18 protein-coding genes are annotated in these 23,756 nt (G+C 51.1%); 12 read left to right on the plus strand and 6 right to left on the minus strand.

All coding sequences use genetic code 11. The annotated features are described in order from the left end of the window. Positions 1 to 142 precede the first annotated feature (142 nt). A complete protein-coding gene (locus tag NSU14_RS12455; RefSeq protein WP_042137832.1) occupies positions 143 to 1,630 on the plus strand; it encodes a glutamate synthase subunit beta in 1,488 nt (495 codons plus the stop codon). A gap of 117 nt (positions 1,631 to 1,747) precedes the next feature. Here NSU14_RS12455 and NSU14_RS12460 read toward each other — a convergent pair whose 3' ends face one another. Further along, positions 1,748 to 3,748: a methyl-accepting chemotaxis protein gene (locus NSU14_RS12460; RefSeq protein WP_042137830.1), complete on the minus strand. Its 2,001-nt coding sequence runs from the start codon at positions 3,746 to 3,748 to the stop codon at positions 1,748 to 1,750. Positions 3,749 to 4,016: 268 nt separating this feature from the next. On the opposite strand from NSU14_RS12460, the gene NSU14_RS12465 reads away from it, so the two are divergent. Next, positions 4,017 to 4,226 carry a hypothetical protein gene (locus tag NSU14_RS12465; protein WP_156118653.1) on the plus strand — a complete coding sequence of 70 codons (210 nt, stop codon included), beginning with the start codon at positions 4,017 to 4,019 and terminating at the stop codon, positions 4,224 to 4,226. Between the two features lie 101 nt (positions 4,227 to 4,327). After that, complete coding sequence (locus NSU14_RS12470) at positions 4,328 to 6,031, plus strand: proline--tRNA ligase (protein ID WP_340945065.1); 1,704 nt, start codon at positions 4,328 to 4,330, stop codon at positions 6,029 to 6,031. A 400-nt stretch (positions 6,032 to 6,431) separates the two neighbouring features. Here the strand turns inward: NSU14_RS12470 and NSU14_RS35980 are convergent, their stop codons facing one another. Next, on the minus strand, positions 6,432 to 6,920 hold the full coding sequence (locus NSU14_RS35980) for a DUF2569 family protein (RefSeq protein WP_042137826.1): 489 nt from the start codon (positions 6,918 to 6,920) through the stop codon (positions 6,432 to 6,434). Between the two features lie 276 nt (positions 6,921 to 7,196). Between NSU14_RS35980 and NSU14_RS12475 the strand changes: the two genes are divergently transcribed. After that, positions 7,197 to 9,464, plus strand: coding sequence for a type IA DNA topoisomerase (locus NSU14_RS12475; protein ID WP_340945068.1), 2,268 nt, complete (start codon positions 7,197 to 7,199; stop codon positions 9,462 to 9,464). Between the two features lie 77 nt (positions 9,465 to 9,541). Here the strand turns inward: NSU14_RS12475 and NSU14_RS12480 are convergent, their stop codons facing one another. The 3 genes from NSU14_RS12480 to NSU14_RS12490 all read right to left on the minus strand — a co-directional run bounded on the left by NSU14_RS12480 (position 9,542) and on the right by NSU14_RS12490 (position 12,164). Next, entirely contained in the window at positions 9,542 to 10,285 is a 744-nt protein-coding gene (locus NSU14_RS12480) for a DsbA family protein (protein ID WP_340945070.1), read from the minus strand. A gap of 85 nt (positions 10,286 to 10,370) precedes the next feature. Beyond that, complete coding sequence (locus tag NSU14_RS12485) at positions 10,371 to 11,123, minus strand: HAD family hydrolase (RefSeq protein WP_042137820.1); 753 nt, start codon at positions 11,121 to 11,123, stop codon at positions 10,371 to 10,373. 123 nt (positions 11,124 to 11,246) lie between these two features. Next, positions 11,247 to 12,164: an ArsR/SmtB family transcription factor gene (locus tag NSU14_RS12490; protein WP_042137818.1), complete on the minus strand. Its 918-nt coding sequence runs from the start codon at positions 12,162 to 12,164 to the stop codon at positions 11,247 to 11,249. 182 nt (positions 12,165 to 12,346) lie between these two features. On the opposite strand from NSU14_RS12490, the gene NSU14_RS12495 reads away from it, so the two are divergent. The 6 genes from NSU14_RS12495 (at position 12,347) to NSU14_RS12520 (ending at position 18,797) form a co-directional block, all read left to right on the plus strand. Beyond that, positions 12,347 to 13,483, plus strand: a complete 1,137-nt coding sequence (locus tag NSU14_RS12495) for an MFS transporter (RefSeq protein ID WP_340948930.1) — start codon at positions 12,347 to 12,349, stop codon at positions 13,481 to 13,483. Between the two features lie 89 nt (positions 13,484 to 13,572). Further along, positions 13,573 to 14,298 (plus strand): phosphonate ABC transporter ATP-binding protein, encoded by a 726-nt coding sequence (locus NSU14_RS12500; RefSeq protein ID WP_042137817.1) that lies wholly within the window; start codon positions 13,573 to 13,575, stop codon positions 14,296 to 14,298. Positions 14,299 to 14,334: 36 nt separating this feature from the next. Further along, positions 14,335 to 15,621: a hypothetical protein gene (locus NSU14_RS12505; RefSeq protein WP_216626424.1), complete on the plus strand. Its 1,287-nt coding sequence runs from the start codon at positions 14,335 to 14,337 to the stop codon at positions 15,619 to 15,621. After that, positions 15,614 to 16,312 carry a response regulator transcription factor gene (locus NSU14_RS12510; RefSeq protein WP_039299112.1) on the plus strand — a complete coding sequence of 233 codons (699 nt, stop codon included), beginning with the start codon at positions 15,614 to 15,616 and terminating at the stop codon, positions 16,310 to 16,312. The genes NSU14_RS12505 and NSU14_RS12510 overlap by 8 nt, the downstream gene beginning before the upstream one ends. Continuing rightward, positions 16,309 to 17,715, plus strand: a complete 1,407-nt coding sequence (locus NSU14_RS12515) for a sensor histidine kinase (RefSeq protein WP_039299109.1) — start codon at positions 16,309 to 16,311, stop codon at positions 17,713 to 17,715. Before NSU14_RS12510 ends, NSU14_RS12515 begins: the two co-directional genes overlap by 4 nt. Then, positions 17,712 to 18,797 carry a GNAT family N-acetyltransferase gene (locus tag NSU14_RS12520; protein WP_340945080.1) on the plus strand — a complete coding sequence of 362 codons (1,086 nt, stop codon included), beginning with the start codon at positions 17,712 to 17,714 and terminating at the stop codon, positions 18,795 to 18,797. The genes NSU14_RS12515 and NSU14_RS12520 overlap by 4 nt, the downstream gene beginning before the upstream one ends. Positions 18,798 to 18,889: 92 nt before the next feature. Here NSU14_RS12520 and NSU14_RS12525 read toward each other — a convergent pair whose 3' ends face one another. Beyond that, positions 18,890 to 20,113: a glucose-1-phosphate adenylyltransferase gene (locus NSU14_RS12525; protein ID WP_042137813.1), complete on the minus strand. Its 1,224-nt coding sequence runs from the start codon at positions 20,111 to 20,113 to the stop codon at positions 18,890 to 18,892. A gap of 217 nt (positions 20,114 to 20,330) precedes the next feature. Here NSU14_RS12525 and glgB point away from each other — a divergent pair, with 217 nt between their 5' ends. Continuing rightward, on the plus strand, positions 20,331 to 22,250 hold the full coding sequence (gene glgB, locus NSU14_RS12530) for a 1,4-alpha-glucan branching protein GlgB (RefSeq protein WP_042137811.1): 1,920 nt from the start codon (positions 20,331 to 20,333) through the stop codon (positions 22,248 to 22,250). Positions 22,251 to 22,280: 30 nt separating this feature from the next. Further along, a complete protein-coding gene (gene glgA, locus NSU14_RS12535) occupies positions 22,281 to 23,717 on the plus strand; it encodes a glycogen synthase GlgA (RefSeq protein ID WP_042137810.1) in 1,437 nt (478 codons plus the stop codon). Positions 23,718 to 23,756 lie beyond the last annotated feature (39 nt).

Below are 23,756 nucleotides of genomic sequence, written 5' to 3' on the forward strand. Positions count from 1 at the left end.
TTAAAATTAGAAATGATATTTCACTAGGTAGTATAAAATATGCAGGTTCTTCACCTACGCTGCATTAGATATATTTCTGCCGCAGGTATGTTATAGTGTACTATACATCAACACGAAGAGAACGGATGGGGGAAACGTAAATATGTCTACACCTACTGGATTTATGGAGTATAAGCGCCAGCTCCCAGGGGACCGGGATCCCGAGCAGCGCATCAAGGATTGGGAAGAGTTCCATGAGCATCTGACCGAGGACGAGCTTCGGACCCAGGGTGCCCGCTGTATGGATTGTGGAACACCTTATTGCCATACCGGCATAGATATGAGCGGCGGTACCTCGGGCTGTCCGGTGCATAATCTTATTCCGGAATGGAATAATCTTGTCTACCGGGGATTGTGGAAGGAAGCGCTGGAACGCCTGCACAAGACGAATAATTTCCCGGAATTTACGGGCAGCATCTGCCCTGCACCCTGTGAGGGTTCATGTACCGTCGGCCTGATTGGCCAGCCTGTCACCATTAAGACCATTGAGCTGGCAATTGTAGACAAAGGCTTTGAAGAGGGTTGGGTGGTACCGAACCCTCCGGAGAAACGCACAGGCAAACGGGTTGCCATTGTCGGCTCCGGACCGGCAGGTCTGGCGGCAGCAGCTCAGCTGAACAAAGCGGGCCATACTGTGACGGTCTTTGAACGCAGTGACCGCATCGGCGGCCTCCTGATGTATGGTATCCCTACCATGAAGCTGGACAAACGTGTCGTGCAGCGCCGTGTGGATCTGCTGGCAGCGGAAGGCATCCAGTTCGTAGTGAACACGGAAATCGGCAAGGATATTCCGGCACAGCAGCTGGTGGATGAATATGATGCCGTTGTACTCTGCGGCGGAGCGACCAAAGCCAGACGCTTCAATGTAGAAGGCAATGAGCTGAATGGCGTAATGTACGCTATGGATTACCTTAACGGTACGATTAAGAGCTATCTGAATTCCAATCTGGAGGATGGCAACTATGTATCGGCTGCCGGCAAGGATGTTATCGTACTTGGCGGCGGTGACACGGGTTCCGACTGCGTGGCTACCTCATTGCGTCACGGCTGCAGCAGTATTACACAGTTCGGTACGCATGACAAGGCGCCGCTGGAGCGCGATCCGATTGCTAACCCATGGCCGCAATTCCCTAATGTCTATACGCTGGATTATGCCCAGCAGGAAGCCAAGGCGGTCTTCGGTGAAGATCCCCGTGAATTCTCCATCATGACTACGAAGTTTGTAGGCGATGAAGAAGGCAACCTCAAGGAGCTGCACACCGTGCAAATCCGCCGTATGGTGGACGAGACCGGACGGAAGATTTACCAGCCGGTTCCGGGAACTGAGGCTGTCTATCCCGCTCAGCTTGCGCTGATCGCGATCGGCTTCGACGGACCGGAGCAGGATATTATTGAGGAGCTCAAGCTGGATACGGACCGCCGCAGTAATGTAAAGGCCCGTTACGGTAAATTCAACACCAATGTGGATAAAGTATTCGCAGCCGGAGATATGCGCCGTGGACAGAGTCTGGTGGTCTGGGCGATCAACGAAGGCCGTGAAGCGGCACGTGAAGTGGATAGATATCTGATGGGTTCGACCGTACTCGTCTAGATAATAAGACAATGAGTTTTTAGCCTTAATATAATAAAATGCACAAAAAAACCGTCATCCCAGCATTTGCTGAGTGACGGTTTTTTTGTGCTGCTATAGGACTGTAATCTGTGTGAACTAGTCCTCCAGCTTGAAGCGTTCGATCTTAAGCTGCAGTGCTGCGGCCATCTTGGACAGCTCGGTGGAGGAGGAGGAGATTTCCTCCATGGAGGCAAGCTGCTGCTCGGTAGCCGCTGTTACGCTCTGGAATGCATCTGAAGTCGAACGCGAGATGCCGGAAATTTCATGAACAGAAGCAGCTACCTCCTGCGCACCGGCAGACATTTGCTCGGTAATGGCCGAGATGTCATGCAGCTGGCTGTTGATTTTGGTCGTAGAGTGCTCAATACTGATAAACGCTTCCTTAGCTTCGGCTGTAACCTGAATGCCCAAATCTACATCTGCTGCAACCGTATGCCGGATGGCTTCATAGGTCTGATCAATCAGCCGGGTCATCTGCAGCAGGGTGTCCTGGATATCTCCGGCGGTATTCTTCGATTGATCCGCCAGCTTCCGTACCTCAGTGGCGACTACAGCGAATCCTCTGCCATGTTCTCCGGCCCGGGCGGCTTCGATTCCGGCGTTCAGCGACAACAGGTTAGTCTGCACGGCAATAGCTGTAATTGCGCTGCTCATAGCCGAGACTTCGGTGTTCAGGCCGTTTAATTGGCCGATCAGCTCCGAAGAATGGTGGGTGGAGGTACGGATGGCATCCATCTGCCGGCTGACCTGTTCGATCTTGAGGCTGCCGCTAAGCACGTCAGCTTCTGTATTGGCCGAAGAATCTACAATGGTGGCTGCAGCTTCTGCGATTTTTTGGATACCTGAGGACATTTCCTCCATCGCACGCGAGGTCTCAGCCATCGCTGAAGTCTGCGTTTCAGCACCTTCTGAAGATTCCTGCACGAGTCCGGTCACATAAGCAGTAGCTTTGGAGTTCTCCTCAGTCGTGGCTGTAAGCTGCTGGCTTGAAGAGGCAAGCTGTGCCGAAGTGTCAGAAATATCAGAAACGATACCGCGCAGAGAACCTACCATCAGATTATAATTCTCCGCCAGCTGGCCGATTTCGTCCGACCGGTTAATGTGAATCTGTTCGTTCAGATACCCTTCGCTCACCCGCTGCGCGGAACGGTTCAGACTGCGGATCGGATTCGTGATGGAGCGGATAATCAGGAACAATAAGGTCATGCTGACGATCAGAGACACAGCCAGTACAATTGCTCCTGTATTAATAATAGGCTGCGTCGCATCAGAGAATTCCTGGGTCGGAAGAATGCCGACAATCTTGAATCCGGTATTCGCATCGGTTGTATAGTAACCCCGCATATCCATGCCTGAATCCGGATTTGTATAGTCGAGATCTCCGCTTTCATTAACCAGCATCTCCACGACATAGTCTGCTACATCATCACCTGCAGCTTTTACGGGATGAGAGACGAACTTATGATTCCGGTCAACAATATAAAAATAGCCTGTTTCCCCTGGCGTGGTCTTGTTGATTTTCTCACTTAAGGCTTTCAGGTTAAGGCTGGTTGTAATCGCGCCCTGGCCATCCTTCAGCGTTTCCGAGATAAAGAGCGTATAGTTGCCGGTTGTTGCTGAGACAAAAGGGTCGATGATTGTGATTTTACCGGGATTCAGCAGGGTTGCCTTATACCAGTCTCTGGTGCGCGGATCATATTCCTGCTTCCCGGGATCGGGGGCTTTCATCCAGGCACCCTGATTATTGCCCACCGTTAAGATCTCCAGCTCGGGATGCGCCTTCATGAACAATTCAATCAGCGTACGCGTTTCCGGCGAATTTGCATCAATATCGGAAGAATTAATCTGCTGGCTTAGCAGATCTACATTTCGCATTGCGGCTGAAACATATTCGTTAATTGTACTTGCGACCAGATCCACACTGGAATGCGTGGCATCCTGCATTTTGATCTTCAATTGCTTGTTTGCACTGAAATAGGAGAAAGTACTTACGAGCAGGATGGGGATCACCAGCATAATACTGAATAGGATCATCATTTTTCTTTGCAGTGACCCTGACTTGGATTTTCGTTTAGAACGGTTGACGGATTTGGACATTGGAATGGTTCCCCCTCGGATACATGGAAATCGGCTTCTATATGAGAATGTAGCCGTTTCTTTGAATAACTCTACTCATATATTCGGTTTATCGACACAGTTTTTTCATATCTGAAGACGTCTGGAAAAAATATTTAATTGCATCATAGCTTTTCGCGAATGAAAGGGTATACAATTTACAAAATGTTGAATTTCAGCAGAATTGTGTTTTTTCAGTACGGGCTTGACGGGTACCGAAATATCGTATAGATTAAATACAATATTTATAGTGTACAAAGCGTTGACCAAGGATCTATGTTTCCGTACCCGCCAGAACAGAGAGGGGATTCACCGGCTGAAAGGTCCCTCAAGTGCGCGTGAAGCATACCCTGCCTTGGAAGCTGCAGCTTATGGCGATATGTATAATGCTGCCGGCCCCGGCCGTTATCCGGATTTGAGGATCGCCAGGCTCTGTATGGCGGTTGAACCAGGGTGGTAACACGACGCATTCGTCCCTGACGGATGCGTCTTTTTTGCGTCCTTTTGGAGTTATTAAGCTGGGCACTAAAAATATTTATCGAAAGAAAGAGGCTGATCACTATGCGCCAAACCAATCTATTCGTCACAACTCTCCGCGAAGCCCCTGCTGAAGCGGAAACGATGAGCCACCAGCTGCTGCTGCGCGCCGGATACATCCGCCAGCTGGCGGCAGGAGTGTATACATATATGCCGCTGGGGCGGAGGGTACTCCGCAAGATTGAGAACATTGTCAGGGAAGAGATGGATGCCTCTGGAGCACAAGAGCTGCTTATGCCTTCTCTGCAGCCCGGAGAGCTCTGGAAAGAATCGGACCGATATGACGTGTACGGTAAGGAGCTTATGAAGCTGCAGGACCGTCATGAACGGGAATTTGTGCTTGGACCTACCCATGAAGAGGTAGTGACAGCACTTGTAAGGGATGAAATTAACTCCTACCGGCGCCTTCCCCTCACGGTGTATCAGATTCAGACGAAGTTCCGCGATGAACGACGTCCGCGTTCAGGGCTGCTGCGGGGCAGGGAGTTCCTCATGAAGGATGCCTACTCTTTTGACACAGGCTGGGAAGGTCTCGATATGAACTATGAGCAGATGTACAATGCCTACGGGCGGATATTTAACCGCTGCGGTCTGACCTTCCGGGCAGTGCAGGCCAATGCCGGGGCTATCGGCGGAAAAGGCCAGAATCACGAATTTATGGCTCTGTCAGAGATTGGAGAGGATACGGTTGCGGTCTGCTCCATCTGCGATTATGCCGCAAATCTGGAGCAGGCTGAAGTACGCGGGGGAGCCGCATTCGAGGAGCGGGATTACAGCGGCATTCCTGTTCCTGTAAAGTTCCACACGCCTAATCAGAAGACGATCCAGCAGCTGGAGCAGGAGAGCCGGATCAAACCGCAGGATATTATCAAGACACTGATCTACACCGGCGGCGGCCGGTCCTTTGCCGTGCTGGTGCGGGGAGATCATGAGGTCAATGAACTGAAGGTGGAGAAGTATCTGGGCTGCGGTGAAATCGCATTGGCTGAGTATGATAGTGTGCAGGCGGCGGCCGGAGTTGAGAGCGGCTTTGTCGGTCCGGCCGGATTGTCTTTAACCATCCTGGTTGATGCAGCCGTTGCCGGCATGACAGAGGCGGTCACGGGTGCCGGTGAAAAAGATTACCATCTGCGTGGCGTAGTACCTGGCCGCGATTTCACGCTTGCGCATGTTGGGGATTTCCGCAACGCTGCTGCAGGTGATATCTGTCCGGAGTGTGGCGAAGGGAAGCTGGTGTTTCATCAGGGGATTGAGGTAGGGCATGTCTTCAAGCTCGGCACAGTCTATAGTGAGAAGCTTGGTGCGACCTTCTTAGATACGGCCGGGCGGAGCCAGCCTATGGTGATGGGCTGCTATGGTATCGGCATTTCGCGGCTCCTGTCATCAGTCGCAGAGCAGAATCATGATGACCAGGGGCTGATCTGGCCGGCGGCCATTGCTCCTTATACGGTTCATATTCTGCTGATGTCCGTGAAGGATGAGGGGCAGCGTGAGGTTGCTGAAGCCTTGTACGCACAGCTCACCGCCAACGGCATTGAGACGCTGCTGGATGACCGGGATGAGCGGGCCGGGGTCAAGTTCAAGGATTCCGGGCTGATCGGTATTCCGGTTGCTCTGGTCGTGGGCAAGGGGGCAGCAGAGCAGAAAGTTGAATATATGGACCGCCGAGCCGGGACCAAAGAAATGATTGATATCAGTGAGGCTGTGGCGCGGGTGAGCGGGATCTAAGGTTTCTTGAGCGGGACATGGTACAAAGGCCGATTAAGGTTTCAATGGAACCTAATCGGCCTGTTGTATCTATCCAATATAAACAACTACCTCTGTACTCCGAAACGCAGCAGGCAGTTCTTCCACAAGCAGATGGGCATTTTCAAAGAAATATTCTTTATCGGTATCCTTTAATATAAAATCCTGCACGAAATACAACATTCCTCTCATTAAAATGGCGTAAATTTAAAAATGTTGTATGGAATGCAGCAATTCTCCGCCATTATGTGGCTAATCGGAACAATTCTTGTATTTTGTACAACAATCCACCAGCACGTCTGGGTATTTACGAATCAAAGCTGCACAACGTACAACATTTTGAATAACTCCGTTTGATTACCCATAACAAAAACTGTGTCTTTTACGCATATGTGTTTTTCACTCTTTTAGATATGAGTAAGTAAGGCAACCAGATCAGCATATAAGCCAATGAAGATATAACACCCTGATATATATTTATTTCTTCATAGAATTCCTCCGGCAAAAAATGAATACCCAGCAGCCAAAAAAGTGTTAAGCATTGAATAATGAAAGAGCTGATTATGTAAATTACAGATAACTTTTTGAACCATATACTATGCCTTATACAAAAATAGATAATGAATATAATCATAATACAGATGAACAAACTTAGGATGGTATCAACAATTAATGACGGGTACAAGGATGAATTATAATATTCACTGTCTGGATCGGTGATTAGTTTGAATTCGTCAGAAATGATAATGGAGTAGTTATCAAGGGTACTTAATAGAAGTCTGATAAATTGTACGAACAAGCTAGCAGCAAACAGCACTAACCATCCGCCAAATCCTACATATGATTTTCTTGAAATGTTTTTATTCGCCATGAGTTCACCCTTAAGATCCGCATCGGCTGCAGGTTTTGCTGAATTTATGTAACTGAATTATATATCGCGAATAAATAGTGCGAAATGACATATTTAGATGTATCTATTGGAATGAGAAAATATTTATTGAACTGCGACTCAACCTGTGAGCTATAACCGCTAATTCCGCGGGTCTGAACTCAGTCTTCAAGTCAATACGTTAAAAAGTGGTGAAGTAATGGTATAATAGACTACTGGACGTATTTTGGAAGAACCATGGGTAAGGAGCGATTATTTTTGAAGACACTCATTATTGCGGAAAAACCGGACATGGGGCGGAATATCGCCGCCGCAATAGAACCGAAGGCCAAAAATTACCGTTCCTATCTGGAAGGGGAGCAGTACATTATCACCTGGGCGATCGGGCATCTGATTGGCCTGGCGGAGCCGGAAGCTTACGACAACAAATATAAAAAGTGGAACATTAATGATCTGCCGATCATTCCGGAGCAGTTCAAGCTGGTGCCGAATGCGCGGACGCTGGATCAGCTGAAGGTGATCGGAGAGCTGGCGAAGCGCAGCGACCTGCTGGTCAATTCCTGTGATGCCGGGCGCGAAGGGCAGCATATTTTCTCGCTAATCCAGCGCCATCTGGAGCTCAGCCAGCCGGTCAAGCGGCTGTGGATTTCTGACCTGACACCGGAAACGATCCGCAAAGGGTTCCAGGAGCTGAAGGACGGCTCGGAATACGAGAATCTGACCAAAGCGGCAAGGGCACGCAGTGAAGCGGATTGGCTGATCGGGATGAACGGTTCGCGGGCATTTACGACCAAGCACAATGTGCTGCTGTCTGTAGGGCGGGTGCAGACCCCCGTGCTTGCGCTGATTTATGACCGCCAGAAGACGATTGAGGCGTTCTCCTCGCTGAAGTTTTTTGAGGTGGAGGGGCATTTCAGCCAGAACGAACTGAACTACAAGGGAATGTGGCAGGGGGACCGGCTCACTGACGGCACCAAGGCAGAAGCTCTCGCAGCCAAAGTCAAGGGCAAGCCTGCCAGAATTGAATCATATGAGGTTAAGGAAACCAAGGAATATCCGAACAAGCTGTATGATTTGACGCTGCTGCAGCGTGAGGCGAACGGGAAATATGCATTTTCGGCCAAAAAAACGCTGGATATTGCCCAGGCGCTCTATGAAAAGCACAAAGTGATCTCCTATCCGCGTACCAACTCCAACTACGTGACGGAGCAGAACATCCCGGAGATGCACAAGACGCTGTCGGCGCTGCAAGGTACGCAGTACGATGAATGGGTGAAGGGTGCCAACCGCAACCTGGTCCATAAAGGCAATAAGTTTATCTGTAACCCGTCCAAGGTTGAGGATCACCATGCCATTCTGCCGACAAACCGCAAGGCGAACGGACTGAGCGCGGATGAGGCCAAGCTGTACGACCTGATCGTCCGCCGGTTCCTCTCCCAGTTCTATCCGGCTGCTGAATACAAGGTGCATACCGTAATCACCGAAGTGGAGAATGAGAAGTTCAAAACCACCGTCAAGGAGCTGCTCAGCCTGGGCTGGAAGGTGATTTACGGAGACCAGAAGAAGGACAAGTCCAAACCGGCCAAGGGCAAAGGCAAGGAGGATGAGGAGGACGAGGAGGTTGAGGTGAACGAGCCGTTCTCGATCTCAACAACGGATGAGGTGGTCTGCAGTGACGCCATCGTTAAGGAGAAGGATACCCAGCCGCCGAAGCATTACACGGAAGGGACTTTGCTCAAGGCGATGGAAAGCGCAGGCAAGCAGATTGAGGATGAGGAGCTCCGCGATGCCATGAAGGATTCGGGGCTCGGCACTCCGGCGACACGGGCAGCAACCATTGAGCGGCTGAAGAATGTCGGCTACGTGGAGATGCAGGGTAAAAAAATCGCCATCACCCAAAAGGGGCGGACGGCGATTGAGCTGATCCGCGGTGCGGGCGTCGAACTGCTGACTTCGCCGGAAATGACCGGCCAGTGGGAGCGCCGCCTGAATGAGATTGCCCGCGGCACAGCCGCGGACGGCCAGTTCATGGAGAACGTCAAACGTTTCGCCTCCATGATCGTGGACAAGGTCCGGGTGCAGTCCCGTGCAGCCAAAACCTCCTTCGAAGGCGAAACCCCTTCGCTGAACGCCGGAGCCAAAGGACGCAGTGCGGGAGCTGCGCCGCGCAAAGCTGCGGACCGCAAAGCCGCCGACAAACCGGCAGCGGCAAGAAAACGCAGTGAGCCGGCTGCCGAGAAAGCGGAGGATTCCGGGCCGAAGATAATCGGCAGCTGCCCGCGGCCCGGCTGCGGCGGGATGATCTTCATGGGCCGCAAGGGCTACGGCTGTTCCCATTACAAGGAAGGCTGCAAATTCGTGATCTGGAAAGAAAATCACGGCCGCACGCTCACCGATGCCCAGGTGAAAGCATTGATCGAGAAGGGCAAGACCGGCAAGCTGAAGCTGGCTGCAGAAGACGGCTCTCCGCTGGAAGGCAAGCTGGTGCTGACCAACATGGATACAGGACAGCTGGCTGTGGAATAATTCATAAATGAAAAAAGCGCCACGGCCAGTTTATCCCGGCCGGGGCGCTTTTCTATATGCTTTTATAGGCTGTGAAGTTACTTAGCTTCTTGCAGTGCGCTGTCAATCGCAGCGCTTAAGCCTTCATAAGAGGAGTCCGGCAGCAGAACGCCGTTCACCATGAACTTGGGCGTGCCGTTTACACCGTAAGCGCCGGCGATCTTGAAGTCTTCTTTTACATCGAACATATAGGTATGGTTCTTGACGTCCTGCTCGAACTGTCCGTAGTCGATGCCTTCGATGTTATCCTTAACGAATTTCAGGATGAACTTCTGCGTAGCCCAGATCTTGCTCTCATCCCCCTGATTGGCATAGAGCTTATGGACATATTCCCAGAACTTCTCGTTGCTCTGCTTGTATATGGCTTCACCTGCACTGGCGGCAAGATAAGAGTCCCGGTCAATAAAGGCAAAGTTCATGAAGAAGAACTGTACTTTTCCGGTATCCACGTAATCCTTGATGAACGTATCCAGATAGGTTGCGGTCCATTTTTTGCAGGCTGGACATTTGAAATCGGCAAACTCAATGACCTTCACCTTAGCATCTTCCTTGCCCAGATGAGGCTGTTTCTCATATTTCAGCCCGTCAACAACGATTGTTCCCTTCACATCTGTGTAATTGGGCAGGCCCTCGAGTTCGGCTGAACCGGATGACTTGCTGCCTGTAGTGATGAAGAACAGTAAAACCACCAGAAGAACCACAATGACAGCAAGCAACATGGGGAGCAGACGTTTGTTACCCGTGGAATTCTTGGAACTCTTAGATTTCATAGGTTTGTTCATTGCCTACCTCCTGCGCGGGATGAAAATCTACTCAAATAGTATAATCATACCCGCAGCAGGCTGCATATGTCATTTGTAACACCACTCAGCCGTGATGCTTGCGCAGGGCAGCCGAACGGATCACCGGCGGTACCTCATGAATTGCTGAAATGGTCATGACCGACTGCTGCATTTCACGCTGAAGCTCAATCAGGTTGTAGAGCCACTCATTCTGCTGCTTCAGATAGATGCTATTGATGCCGGCGGTCAGCGCGGGAAGCACGTCCGTCCGCAGGGAGTTGCCGATCATCCAGGTTATTTTGCGGTCGAAATTGTAAGTGGTCAGGATATTCTCAAGCGCCTCCACATTCTTGTGCTGGCGGATGTAGATCCGGTCATCGAAGTAGGCGTCCAGCTTCATTTGGGCGATTTTGCGCTGCTGGATGGAATCATCTCCGCCAGTGTAGAGGTACAGGGAATGACCATCCTGCTTCAAGGTATCAAGGGTTTCCACCATACCCGGGTAGGCTTCAACCTCCTGATCGTATACGCTCAGGCCGAGCTTCATCAGCTGCTGCTCCTCGAACGGATCGGTCTTGCGGTTAAATTTGGCGGCGAAATAACGGTATGTGGCAATCAGGGATTTCGGGAAATTATCGCTGGCCAGTCCGCTGGTGCTGACTGTTTCTACATCGATTTCTACCTGCTTGGTGCGGAACTCGCTCATGGTCGGTCCGTAATCACTGAACCAGTCCGACATAAGCTCGAAATACCGGCCTAGAATGAGGTCAAAATATTTGTTGCAGTGCACCAGGGTGTCGTCCAGATCGAAGATTACTTGTTGTGTCAAATATTTCATACTGCTCACTCCTAAATGTTTTGTGAGGAATCCTTCTATGATGTGCGCTTCGAACAAAACCTGCTCCGGAAGCATCCGCTTGGTTGTGTAAGTAAATACGCCTCGGCTGTAAATGTACAATTATTATATACGAATATAAGACTCCAGAAACATCTGAAGTTCAGCTGCGCCATCCGGCCGTATGCTGTAGCGTTCAGTGCCTTCACCTCGCAGATGTACGCGCAGCAGTCCGGCGACCCGCAGACTGAGCAGATGATGCATCAGCATCTCCCGCGACTGGTTCAGCTCGGACTGCATCTCCCACAGGGTCTTGGGCTCACCCGCCACAAAGCGGAGCAGTCTCAGCCGGGTCGGGTCGGAGAGGGCCTGGGTTAACCGGAGCAGCACTGTCGGCGGCTCCTCTTCATTCTCGGAGGGTACATCGACCGGATATTGTACAAGCATCAGATTCTTATAGAAGCAATAAGTATTGATCGGCCGGTTATGTACCGTAGGAAGCAGCACAATGGTCTTCAGCTCAGGAATATCTTCAATAACTACGCCGCCCGAGGCATATTCGATCAGCGGCACCATGTCCATTTTGCTCTCAAGCATTTTTTTCTCGGATGCGTCTTCAATCAGGAGCGGCAGGATCGTGTGTTCCACATGACGGAAATAATGCTCATACCACATCCGCAGCAGCGGGGTATAGCCGTTCTTGATCCGGGCACATTCCTCAAGTGTGAAGTTGTGGAAGAAGGGGGCGGTCCGCAACAGGCAATCCTCAACGGTAGAGGCTTCAAGCTCATCCAGGAACTGCAGTACTTTGGAAGCTTCCCCCCGGCTGTAAGCCCAGGCATAGAGCACATCATAGTCGTCAAAAGGCCATTCGGCAGCCTGCTTCAGCGCGGCCAGCTGCATAGGCGGGAACCGGCCGTCTACATCCCGAACCCAATCGGTGCCGATCTCCAGATTGGAAATCCATTTCTTCGTCACATATAGCATAAAACTGTCCAGCAGTTCATATACGGGTGAAACATCAATTTCGAGTTCATACTTCATCAAGCCGGGTCACCTCCAGAAAATCCGTCACTTCTATATATTATCTCTTGTTTTGAAGAGGGTTGTCCACTATAATGTTCGGTGTTTGCCGCTCTGACGGCAGTTTTGATCACCGCTGAATTACATAGGAGGATTTATTCGTGTCCGATTCCAAATCTATACCGCTTGCGCACAGCAGCACAATGAATTATATGATTCTGATTACCGTAATTATATTGGCAGGACTTAGCCAGGGGATGCTGCTGCCGGTATTATCCATTCTGCTGGAGCAAAAGGGTGTATCCTCCTCACTGAACGGATTAAATGCCGCAGCCCTATACGTAGGCTCCTTCGCAATGACCCTGATTGCAGAGCGGGTACTTGGCGCAATCGGCTTCAAGAAGCTCATTGCCGCAGGCCTCAGTCTGGTGCTTGTGACACTGCTCCTGTTCCCGCTGCTTCCCGGGGTCAAGGTCTGGTTCGTGCTCCGGCTGCTTGTAGGCATAGGCGATTCAGCCATTAACTACGCCGCTCAGCTATGGGTGCTGCTGATGTCACCCGCCGAGCACCGCGGCCGCAATCTGTCCCTGTATGGAATGTCCTACGGACTGGGCTTCAGCCTGGGGCCGCTGGGCATCATCCTGCTGCGCTTTGGCCCGTCCGCGCCGTTTCTGATTACTGCCGTACTGTTTGTGCTTGTACTGCTGCTCGTTGCGGTCAAACTGCCGGATTCCCGTCCGGACCCGATAGACCATAGTGAAGGTCAGGCCAAACGGTTCGGACGAAGCTACAGGCTGGCCTGGTACGCACTGATCCCGGCACTGCTGTACGGATATATGGAAGCGAGCCTGAACAGTAACTTCCCTGTCTACGGACTGCGGATCGGCTTCAGTACGGATCAGATCGCAACGCTACTGCCGTTTGCCGGCATTGGCGGCCTGCTGCTGCAGCTGCCGCTTGGCATATGGAGCGACCGCTATGGCCGCAGAGCCATTCTGATTGCTTCGGGAGTAGGCGGAGGCCTTGCCTTCACACTGCTTCCGCTGGCCGGAGAGCATTTTCTGCTGAATCTGCTGCTCCTGATGATTGCCGGAGGCCTGGTAGGCTCCTTCTTCTCCCTTGGCCTAAGCTATGCGGCAGATATCCTGCCGCGCCATCTGCTTCCGGCGGCGAATGTCGTGTCTTCCTTCCATTATAGCCTCGGAAGTATCGCCGGACCCGGTGTCGGCGGGCTGCTGCTGCAATTCGGCTGGGGCGGCAGTGTATTTGCAGTTATGGGTGGTTTATATATTCTGTTCGGACTGGCAGGCTTATTATTCTCGCCACGGAAGATAATTTGAGGTAAGATAAGAACGAATGCTCGCATGGAATTTGATCCCGCTTTCAGAGTACACTATAGAGTAGAGTTGAAGACAGGAGAGGCTGAACTATGATTACAGTTGAACATTTGGCCAAAGCGGTCGGGGAAGATAAAGCACCGGTTCTGCAGGATATCGGATTTCAATTAGAACCGGGTGAATTTGTGGTTATTCTGGGAGCCAGCGGAAGCGGGAAATCGACCCTTCTGAAATGCCTGGCTCTGCGCGAGAAATGGGATAGAGGGAATTTCCGGGTGGACGGCAAGGACATCATGAAGAGCCCTTTTGCCGGCAAACGCAAAATCCGCCGCGAATGGGCCTATCTGGAGCAGAATGCGGAGCTGAATCCGAACCGTACGGCACTGAAGAACGTGCTGATCGGACAAGCCTCACAGACACCTCTGTGGCGGATGGCTACAGGAATGGTCCGCTCTGATGATTATATGGGGGCAATGGACCAGCTTGATCTGCTGGGTCTGCTGGACAAAGCAAAGATGAAGACAAGCCACCTCAGCGGCGGTGAACGTCAGCGTGTAGCGATTGCCCGCGCATTGGTTCACGGTGCTAAGGTTATACTTGCCGATGAACCAGTTACCGGACTGGACCCCAAGACTGCGGAGAATGTGCTTGAAACGCTCCGTAAGCTGTGCAAGGAAACCGGACTAACCGTAATTACCGTACTGCCGATTGAACTGGCGGAACGTTTTGCCAGCCGGTTATGGGTACTGGAAGACGGAAGAATCAAACATGATGTGAAGGGGCGCCGGCTGACCTCACAGGAGCGGCTGCATCTGTGAAGCGGCAAGGTGTGCAATAAGGAGAGAGTGATGAAGTTGAATAAACGGTTACTCGGAAGGCTTACAGCAGCCTCTTTGTCCCTGTTTGTAATGTCCGGCTGTACCTTCATCAGCGATCCTGTTTCCCAGATGAAGGTGCCGCAGCTGTCCGCTGACAAAGCTTCGCTGATGACAGCGATTAATTCCTCACTGAAGCCGCTTGATGCAACGCTGATCCGTCCGGCCAATGATGATGACAGTTCTATTTTTACCGAGGATCTGGACAAGGACGGGATTATGGAGACGCTTGTCTTCTACCAGACGAAGAATGAAGCTGTAGTGATCCACGGGATGATTCTGGAGAAGCATGAGGACACCTGGGTCAAGAAGCTTGTTTTTGACGGTGACGGAACGATGCTGGATTCGGTTGATCTTAGGGATGTGACGGGTGACGGGAAGCTTGATATTGTTACCGGCTATTCGCGCGGGGAAGAAAAGGGCATGGTGGTCTACAGTTATTCCGGCGGAGAGCTGGAAGAAATTCTGACGAAGCCTTACACCAAATATATACTGGATGATTTGAACGAGGACGGGATTGCCGACATTACAGTCGTGTATTTCAAACGCAATGAATTCGCCACAATAACTACCTATCAATATAATGACAGCTTCAAGGTGCTTGACGAATTGGATAATCTGGACCCCTATTTCGATAATTATTACAATATTGTCTCAGGAAAAGTGGCGGAGAACAAAGAAGGTATAGTTCTGGATTCTGCTGTGGATTCGCGCTCTGCTTATACAACAATTGTTGTTATGGAGAATAACAAGCTGCGCGTAGCCATTCCGGGAGATGTACGGACCTTCAAGGACCGGAAGATTGTCAGTGAGGATATTGACCTGGATGGAATTATTGAGATCGGAATGCTGGAGCCCCCCTCGGGGTGGGAGTATTTCGACCCTGAGACCATACCGTATTTCAATTCTTATTACAAATGGGACGGAAAAGACGGCTTGACCTTTAGTACTCAGTTGTATAATGATCCTTCGGACCGGTTTACCATTAATTTTTCTCCGGAATGGCATGAGAATGTCACTGTGGATACCAAGTCCGTTCAGGATAAATCGCTTAAATTCATTATGCTCGACACCGGGGAGACTGTAGCTGAGGTATCGTTCTTCTCACCGGCTGAGTGGGATAGGGTAAAGAACTCCGGCTGGAAGCTTCTGGGGCGTGATCTGGACAAAATGATCGGCTACCGCGGGGAACTGGAGCAAAACACCATCGGGGGAGAGAACGGAAGAGTCAAATCTTCTATAGAGAGGAAGGGAATCGATGAGTAAAGTACTGATTCTGGAGGATGAAGAATCCATCCGCAGTTTTATTGTGATCAATCTTAAACGCAACGGGTTTGAAGTGCTCGAAGCCGCTGACGGCAATGAGGCTCTGCATAAGCTGACAACGGTTCCGGATATTGATATTGCCCTGCTGGATGTCATGGTGCCCGGCATCGACGGCTTTGAGGTCTGCAGACGCATTAGAGAAACTAACGAGCGGCTCGGCATTATTTTTCTGACAGCCAAAGTTCAGGAGCAGGATAAGGTATATGCACTGTCTGTGGGCGCAGATGATCATGTCAGCAAGCCGTTTAGTCCAACCGAGCTGATTGCCCGTATCCAGTCCCTGCTGCGCCGGGTCAATGTTCACCGTGAGCAGTCGGCCAAAGTCTCATTTCACTCGGGTCCGTTTACGCTGGATCTGATCTCGAAGCAGTTCAAGAAGAGCGGTGAAGCGATTGAGCTTACGCCTACTGAATTTTCGCTGGTGCAATTCTTCCTTGAGAAGGAGAATACGCCGCTCAGCCGCGACTCCCTGCTCGATCATGTGTGGGGCAAGGAGTACATGGGTGATCCCAAAATCGTTGATGTGAACATACGCCGCCTGCGCCAGAAAATCGAAAATAATCCGTCAGAGCCAGAATTCCTGCAGACGGTGTGGGGGCACGGCTACAAATGGAAAGGTCAGGTACAATGATTAAGAAGGGGATGCGCAGACAGATCGTACTGCACTATATTCTTGTAGTCTTTGTGGCGCTTCTCCTCGTGGAGACTATTTTTCTGCTGGCGATCCGGACGTATTATTACGACAGCATCTACAGCAAAATCACCACTCATATCAGTGCGGGGGAGACTTTCGTAAAATATGAATTCTCAGCGGAACGATCGCCGAATCAGCTGCTGAACCTGCTCGACTTCTTCAATCTGGAGTATACCGAACTAGAAGTTCTGACATTAAATGGAGATATCATTACCAGTTCCACCGGATTTCAGCCGGACCGGACCATCACCACCAGTGATGTTCCCGAGGCTGTGGGCGGTAGTGTCGGGCGCTGGGTGGGCCGGCAGGCCGGGACGAATGAGAGTGTAATGGCCGTCTCCAAGATGGTGCAGATCAATTCGCATGAAACTTACATCTTGCGTTACCTGACCTCCATGGAGGGAGTCAACAAGGATCTGCTGAATCTGACGCTGCTCTCCATTGGCATCGGGGCGGCGGTTATGTCGATCGTGGTCTTGTTCAGCTTCGGTCTCGCAAATTCCATTGTGCGGCCGCTCAACAATATCACGGCTGTGTCGGCGCAGATGGCCAAGGGGAAGTTCACCACCCGCATCAAGGGGGATTACCGGTACGAAATCGCTGAACTGGCTTCAACGCTCAATTATATGGCGGAGGAGATCGTCCGCAGTAATCAGATTAAGGATGATTTCATTTCTTCGATCTCCCATGAGCTGCGGACACCGCTGACCAGCATCAAGGGCTGGAGTGAGACTCTCATCTCAGGCGGCTACGATCCCGAGGAAACCAAGCTGGGTATGGGCATTATCTCCAAGGAGAGCGACCGGCTGATCGGGCTGGTGGAAGAGATTCTGGACTTCTCCAAGCTGCAGCAGAACGAAATGAAGCTGTCGATTACCCAGGTGGATATCAAGGTCCTGCTGCAGGAGACGCTGCTGAATATCTGGGCCAAGGCCGAGAAGAAGCGGATTCACCTGCTGCTGGAATGCGAAGAGACTATCTATATAAGAGGCGATGCGAATCGGCTGAAGCAGGTGTTCCTCAATCTGGTCGACAATGCTGTGAAGTTCTCGCCTGAGGATTCCAGTATCGTCCTGTCCGCTGAACGCCTGTCGAATACAGAGATGGCCGTAATTGTAAGGGATAGCGGGATCGGCATCAGCGAAGCGCATCTGTCCAGAGTGCGGGACCGGTTCTTCCAGGTCGATGCGCTCAACGGCGGAACCGGCCTTGGCCTTGCGATCTCCCAGCAGATTGTAGAGCTTCATAACGGCAAGCTGGAAATGGACAGCGAGCTTGGCAAGGGTACTCAGGTTACCGTTATTTTGCCGCTTGATGATGTGCAGGAGGAGAAGGCATGAATACACAGGAATCAGGGAAATCTTCTTCAGAACAAAGGCTCGAGATGATCCGCGGCGGACGTGAACATTCAGCGGATATTCTGAAGCTCCTCCGGGAAGCGGCAGGCTGGATGGAGAGCAAAGGAATCAACCAGTGGACGCCGGGGCAATTCAGCATCCGCGATGTGGAGGATTATTTGAGCAGCAGAGAGGTTTATCTGGCCATGGAGGGAGCGGCTCTTGCCGGGATGTTCACTCTGCAGTTCAGCGATATCCAGTACTGGGGAGACCGCAATGACGAATCCTATGCCTATCTGCACCGGCTCGCTGTAGCCAAATCCCACCGCGGCATGGGACTTGGCGGCCAGATGATCCGATTTGCGTTACGAAGAGCGGAGGAACGGGGTTGTGCGGGTCTCAGACTGGATACAGTAGCCCATAATATTAAGCTTAACCGTTACTATCAGAGCCTGGGATTTCACTATATGGGTACCCGGGATGTCGGAGCAGGCCGGTTGGTTAACCTGTATGAGTATGAAGCGGAGACCGGCGATCCGGGCAGCGTAATTCTCCGGTATATGGGGGAAGCTGATTACGCTTTAATGACGGAATGGAGTGTTTCGCCGGAGTATTTGAAGAAGTGGGCAGGTCCATCGTTGTCCTACCCTCTGGATGACCGGCAGCTTGAGCGATATCTGGACGGAGCCAATCATCCGGCAGAGTCTGGTTTGCTGGTCTATTGTGCGGTGCTGAGAGCTACCGGACAAACGGTTGGACATATAAGCTTATCCGGAATCGACCGTGAGAACGGTTCGGCCAGAATAAGCAGGGTCGTCGTCGACCCCGGGAGCCAAGGGCGGGGAATCGGACTGCAGATGGTTCGTGAAGTCCTGCGTATCGGCTTCGACGGGTTGCGGCTCCACCGGATATCCCTTGGAGTTTTCGATTTCAACACGGCGGCACAGAAAACCTACGAGACAGCCGGATTTACACGGGAGGGGATTTCGCGTGAGGCTGCTACATTCGGGGGGCGCTATGCTGATTGCATCGAGATGGGCATATTGGACAGGGAGTGGAGGGCAAACCGCCCCTCCGGCAAATGAATAGGAAGAACCTACAAAAGGGATACAGCAGAAGGTCGGATAGACCGTAGCTGTATCCCTTTTATGTAGCAGCCCTTAAGGCTGATGTAAGATTATGAAGGCATCCCTTCCGCGCGCAGACGGCCGGTCTTCTCGTAGACCTCCTGAAGCAGACGGGAAGGCTGGGTACGGATGATTGGCTTGGCTGCTACGATCTCATGCGGGCCGACAACCACGATGTTGTCCGCGCTGCCTTTAATCACAGCGCCGTCTTTGATGACTGCTCCCTCCCCGATAATCGCATTCTCAATCAGAACACCGCGGCCGATGCGGACACCCGGCATAATTACACTCTGCTTGATCTTGCTTAGCTTGCCGATCTCTACACCGCCGAAGATAACGGAACGCTGGAGATTGCCTTCCAAGGTGCAGGTTTCGTGCATCAGGCAATCTGCAGGCGGTGCCTGAACCCGTGGTTTATAGGCAGCCAGCTTCGTACGGTAAGACCGGCTGTACATCGGCCAGCGGGAGTTGTCGAGCTTGAAGCCATTCTCGGACTGCAGCAGATCCATATGTGCCTCCCAGAGGCTGTCAACCGTACCTACATCTCTCCAATACCCGTCAAAGCGGTATGCGAACAATTGGTCGTTGGCATCCAGCATGGACGGAATGACATCCTTGCCGAAGTCATGGCCGGATTCCGAATTAGCGGCATCCCGCAGCAAATAGCCTTTCAGATATTCCCATTCAAACATATAAATACCCATGGAGGCGAGGTTGCTTTTCGGAACCTTTGGCTTTTCGGCAAATTCAGAGATCTGGAGATCATCATTAACGTTCATCACACCGAACCGGCTGGCTTCATCCCAAGGCACTTCCATGACCGAAATGGTGGCTTTGGCTGCTTTGCCTACATGGTAATCCAGCATTTTACGGTAATCCATATGATAGATATGATCTGCAGACAGGATAAGCACATGCTCCGGATTCTGGCTGTCAATGTATTCTATGTTCTTATAAATGGCATCGGCTGTACCTGAATAGGTGTCTCTGCCTTCAACCCCTGAAGGAAGCAGCTTCACGCCTTTATCGCTGCGGCTGTGCAGTCCCCAAGGCTCACCTTCCCCAATATGATGATGTAAGGAATCGGCTTCGTACTGTGTCAGAACTCCAATAGTGTCGATCTTGGAATTTACACAATTGCTGAGTGGAAAATCAATGATTCTATATTGTCCTCCGAAAGGGACTGCAGGCTTAGCCATACTGGAGGTCAAGGGGGCTAATCTGCGGCCTTCCCCGCCAGCCAGGAGCATGGCGATACAATCTTTTTTACTCATTTGTTATCCCTCCCATTTTTTTGTCAATGCTTGTAATATAACCTGTCGGCAAGCGCTTGAAACGACATAGGTGAATTATATTGCTGTGCATCAGGAAAAATTACATCAATAATTTTCTTAATTCAGAAATCATTGAATTTGCCCGCAAAATCATTTTCAAACGGCACATATTGGGGTAATGTAATAGGTGCATCCTATATACTAAGGTGGTGATGATTTGGCCGAAATACCAAAAACAGTAAACCTCCCGTCATCTGAAGATATTTATCTGTTCCATGAGGGCACGAATTATCGCAGCTATACGATGCTTGGCGCGCACATTGCCGTGGAAGAAGGGCAAGCTGGCGTTCGCTTTACCGTGTGGGCTCCTCATGCGGCATATGTAGGACTGGCTGGTGATCATAATGGCTGGGATGGAACATTGGACTCCGACTCGTTATATAAGATACCCGATTCAGGATTTTGGAGTCGTTTTTTTCCGGGTATAGAGCCGGGAACTTTTTACAAATACAGGATTCATGGTGCAGATGGAACAAGCTTCCTCAAGGCTGATCCTTACGCGTTCAAAGCTGAGGTACGTCCGGCCACCGCTTCCGTTGTGGCGAATCTGGATGGTTACCAATGGGGCGACGCCGCGTGGCGCCGGAAGAGCAAAGCACCGTACAATGCGCCTATGAACATTTATGAAATGCACTTTGGGACCTGGCGCCAGAAGGATAATGGAGAACTCTATACTTATAGAGAGATGAGCAGCCTGCTGATCCCGTATCTGACGGAGATGAGTTACACTCATGTGGAGTTTATGCCGCTTGCCGAGCACCCGTATGATTTGTCCTGGGGGTATCAGGGAACCGGTTATTTTGCGGCCACCAGCCGCTTCGGTGATCCACAGGATCTGATGTACCTGATTGATCAGCTGCATCAAGCCGGCATTGGGGTTATCCTCGACTGGGTTCCGGCCCATTTTGCCAAGGATGCCCACGGACTGAGAATGTTTGACGGTTCGCCGCTGTATGAATACGCTGATCCGATGCTGGCCGAGAAGCCGGGCTGGGGCACACTATCCTTTGATTTCAGCAAACCGGAGATCATATCGTTCCTGATTTCTAATGCGCTTTTTTGGTTTGAGATGTATCATATTGACGGTATGCGTGTGGATGCCGTAACCAGTATGCTGCGGCTTGATTTCGAGAAGCAGCACCATCAGTACACAAAGAACATGCACGGGGGTCTTGAGAATCTGGAAGCGATCGCGTTCATTCAGCAGTTGAATACGGCGATTTTCCGGTATTATCCGAAAGCTCTGATGATGGCCGAAGAATCCAGTGCCTGGCCTGGCGTAACCTCACCTGTTCATGAAGGGGGGCTCGGCTTTAATTACAAATGGAACATGGGCTGGATGAATGACACTCTTGGGTACATAGAACATGATTTCGGGGCGCGGCCCTACCATCATAATTTGTTGACCTTCCCGATCGTCTATGCCTATGCCGAGAACTATACTCTGCCTTTGTCCCATGACGAAGTGGTGCACGGCAAGAAGTCGCTGCTGAACAAAATGCCAGGCTCGTATGAGCAGAAGTTCGCCGGTCTGCGGGCATTGCTCGGTTACCAGATTAGTCATCCGGGCAAAAAGCTGTTGTTCATGGGCGGTGAGTTTGGTCAATTCATCGAATGGAAGGATCAGGACCAGCTCGACTGGCTGCTGCTGGAATATGAGGCCCACCGCCGGATGCTCGCTTACACGGCTGCCCTGAATAAGCTCTATCTCACGCAAAAAGCGCTGTGGGAGCTCGACCATGATATGGAGGGCTATCAATGGATTGACGCCGATGACAGCGGCCAGAGTGTTGCCTCCTATATCCGCAGAGGGAAGAGGCCTGTGGATACCTTGGTGATCATTATCAATTTCCAGCCGGTGGAACGGCGTAATTACCGGATCGGTGTGCCGCGTCCGGGGACCTATGAAGAGATATTCAGCTCGGAGACCCGCGAATATGGCGGTTCTGGTATTCATAATGAGCCTGTCAAGAGTGAGAAGAAGGAATGGCATAACCAGCTGAACAGCCTGGAGCTGACCCTTCCGCCGCTTGGATTCCTGGTGCTCAAGAAATCCGGACGCAAAACGATTAAATAAACTATTCATATCTATAAGGAGGAAATCTGGATGAAAGTTCTATTTGCTGCAGCTGAAGCCCATCCATTTATCAAAACAGGCGGGTTAGCCGACGTAATCGGTGCCCTGCCGAAGGCGCTTAAGGCTGCCGGAGTAGATGTTCGGGTAATCCTGCCCAAATACAAGGGGATCGCAGAGAAGTATTCCTCCCAGATGGAGCATGTCGCTGTCCTTGAGGTGCCGATCGGCTGGCGCAATCAATATTGCGGGATTGAACGGATTGTCTTTGAGGGAGTTCCTGTATACTTTATCGATAATGAGTATTACTTCGGACGTGACGGCATCTATGGGTATATGGATGACGGCGAACGTTTCGCTTTCTATAACCGCGCTGTGCTTGAATGCCTGCCGGCGATTAACTTCCAGCCTGATGTCCTGCATTGCCATGACTGGCATGCCGCGGTAATTCCGTTGCTGCTGCAGGCGCACTACCGTCACAATCCGTTCTACAGTGAGATGCGTACAGTGTTCACTATACATAATCTCCTGTACCAGGGGGTATTCCCGTATTCGGTGCTGGGCGAGCTGCTCGGTCTCGATGACAGCTATTTCCCTGGTGTAGAATATTACGGGAACGTGAACTATATGAAGGGTGGAATTGTCTACAGTGATCATGTGACCACGGTCAGTCCAACCTATGCCGATGAAATCCGTACACCTTATTATGGATATGGCCTTGACGGACTGCTGACCTCTCGTTCAGATGCTCTAAGCGGGATTGTCAACGGGATTGATACCAAGAGCTACAATCCGGCCAGTGATCCGTCTATTTTCACCCGTTACCGTTCCAACCTGGTCAAGAAAGCTGAGAATAAGCTGGGACTCCAGCAGGAACTGGGCTTGCCTGTAGCTCCTTATATTCCAATGGTAGCTATGGTTACCCGTCTTGTGGATTCCAAAGGGCTGGATCTCCTGACCCGGGTTCTCGATGAGCTGCTCTACTATGACGATATTCAGTTTGTCCTGCTGGGCACTGGTGATGAGGTCTACGAACGCTGGTTCCGCGAGGCGCAGTGGCGTTATCCGACCAAGCTGTCTTCACAGATTCTGTTCAATGATGCCTTGTCCCGCAAAATATATGCCGCCAGCGACCTGTTCCTGATGCCGTCCAAATTCGAGCCTTGCGGCATCAGCCAGCTGCTGGCTCTGCGTTATGGCAGTATTCCTGTAGTGCGTGAGACAGGCGGACTTAACGATACTGTTCAGGCGTACAACGAGGAGACCGGAGAGGGCAACGGCTTTACCTTCAAAGACTATAATGCCCATGATATGATGTACACGCTCCGCCGGGCCGTATCGTTCTACCACAAACCGGAGCACTGGAAAAAAGTAGCGAAGAATGCTTTCACCGGCGATTACAGCTGGAATGTATCTGCGCAGCAGTATATTGATATTTATAACAAGATTTCGGATAAAGTTACGGAGTAGAAGAACTATTGTATAGAAAAGGCATTCCCCGATCATGGT

This window comes from Paenibacillus sp. FSL R10-2771, assembly GCF_038000205.1.
Classification (GTDB): Bacteria; Bacillota; Bacilli; order Paenibacillales; family Paenibacillaceae; genus Paenibacillus_AQ; species Paenibacillus_AQ phytohabitans.

Bases quoted from the DNA above. Each gene is read 5' to 3' on its own strand.
- NSU14_RS12455 (WP_042137832.1), top strand. From the start codon at position 143: ATGTCTACACCTACTGGATTTATGGAGTATAAGCGCCAGCTCCCAGGG.
- NSU14_RS12520 (WP_340945080.1), top strand. From the start codon at position 17,712: ATGAATACACAGGAATCAGGGAAATCTTCTTCAGAACAAAGGCTCGAG.
- NSU14_RS12525 (WP_042137813.1), bottom strand. From the start codon at position 20,113: ATGAGTAAAAAAGATTGTATCGCCATGCTCCTGGCTGGCGGGGAAGGC.
- NSU14_RS35980 (WP_042137826.1), bottom strand. From the start codon at position 6,920: ATGGCGAATAAAAACATTTCAAGAAAATCATATGTAGGATTTGGCGGA.
- glgA (WP_042137810.1), top strand. From the start codon at position 22,281: ATGAAAGTTCTATTTGCTGCAGCTGAAGCCCATCCATTTATCAAAACA.
- NSU14_RS12470 (WP_340945065.1), top strand. From the start codon at position 4,328: ATGCGCCAAACCAATCTATTCGTCACAACTCTCCGCGAAGCCCCTGCT.
- NSU14_RS12490 (WP_042137818.1), bottom strand. From the start codon at position 12,164: ATGAAGTATGAACTCGAAATTGATGTTTCACCCGTATATGAACTGCTG.
- NSU14_RS12510 (WP_039299112.1), top strand. From the start codon at position 15,614: ATGAGTAAAGTACTGATTCTGGAGGATGAAGAATCCATCCGCAGTTTT.
- NSU14_RS12480 (WP_340945070.1), bottom strand. From the start codon at position 10,285: ATGAACAAACCTATGAAATCTAAGAGTTCCAAGAATTCCACGGGTAAC.
- NSU14_RS12500 (WP_042137817.1), top strand. From the start codon at position 13,573: ATGATTACAGTTGAACATTTGGCCAAAGCGGTCGGGGAAGATAAAGCA.
- NSU14_RS12485 (WP_042137820.1), bottom strand. From the start codon at position 11,123: ATGAAATATTTGACACAACAAGTAATCTTCGATCTGGACGACACCCTG.
- NSU14_RS12515 (WP_039299109.1), top strand. From the start codon at position 16,309: ATGATTAAGAAGGGGATGCGCAGACAGATCGTACTGCACTATATTCTT.
- NSU14_RS12495 (WP_340948930.1), top strand. From the start codon at position 12,347: ATGAATTATATGATTCTGATTACCGTAATTATATTGGCAGGACTTAGC.
- NSU14_RS12460 (WP_042137830.1), bottom strand. From the start codon at position 3,748: ATGTCCAAATCCGTCAACCGTTCTAAACGAAAATCCAAGTCAGGGTCA.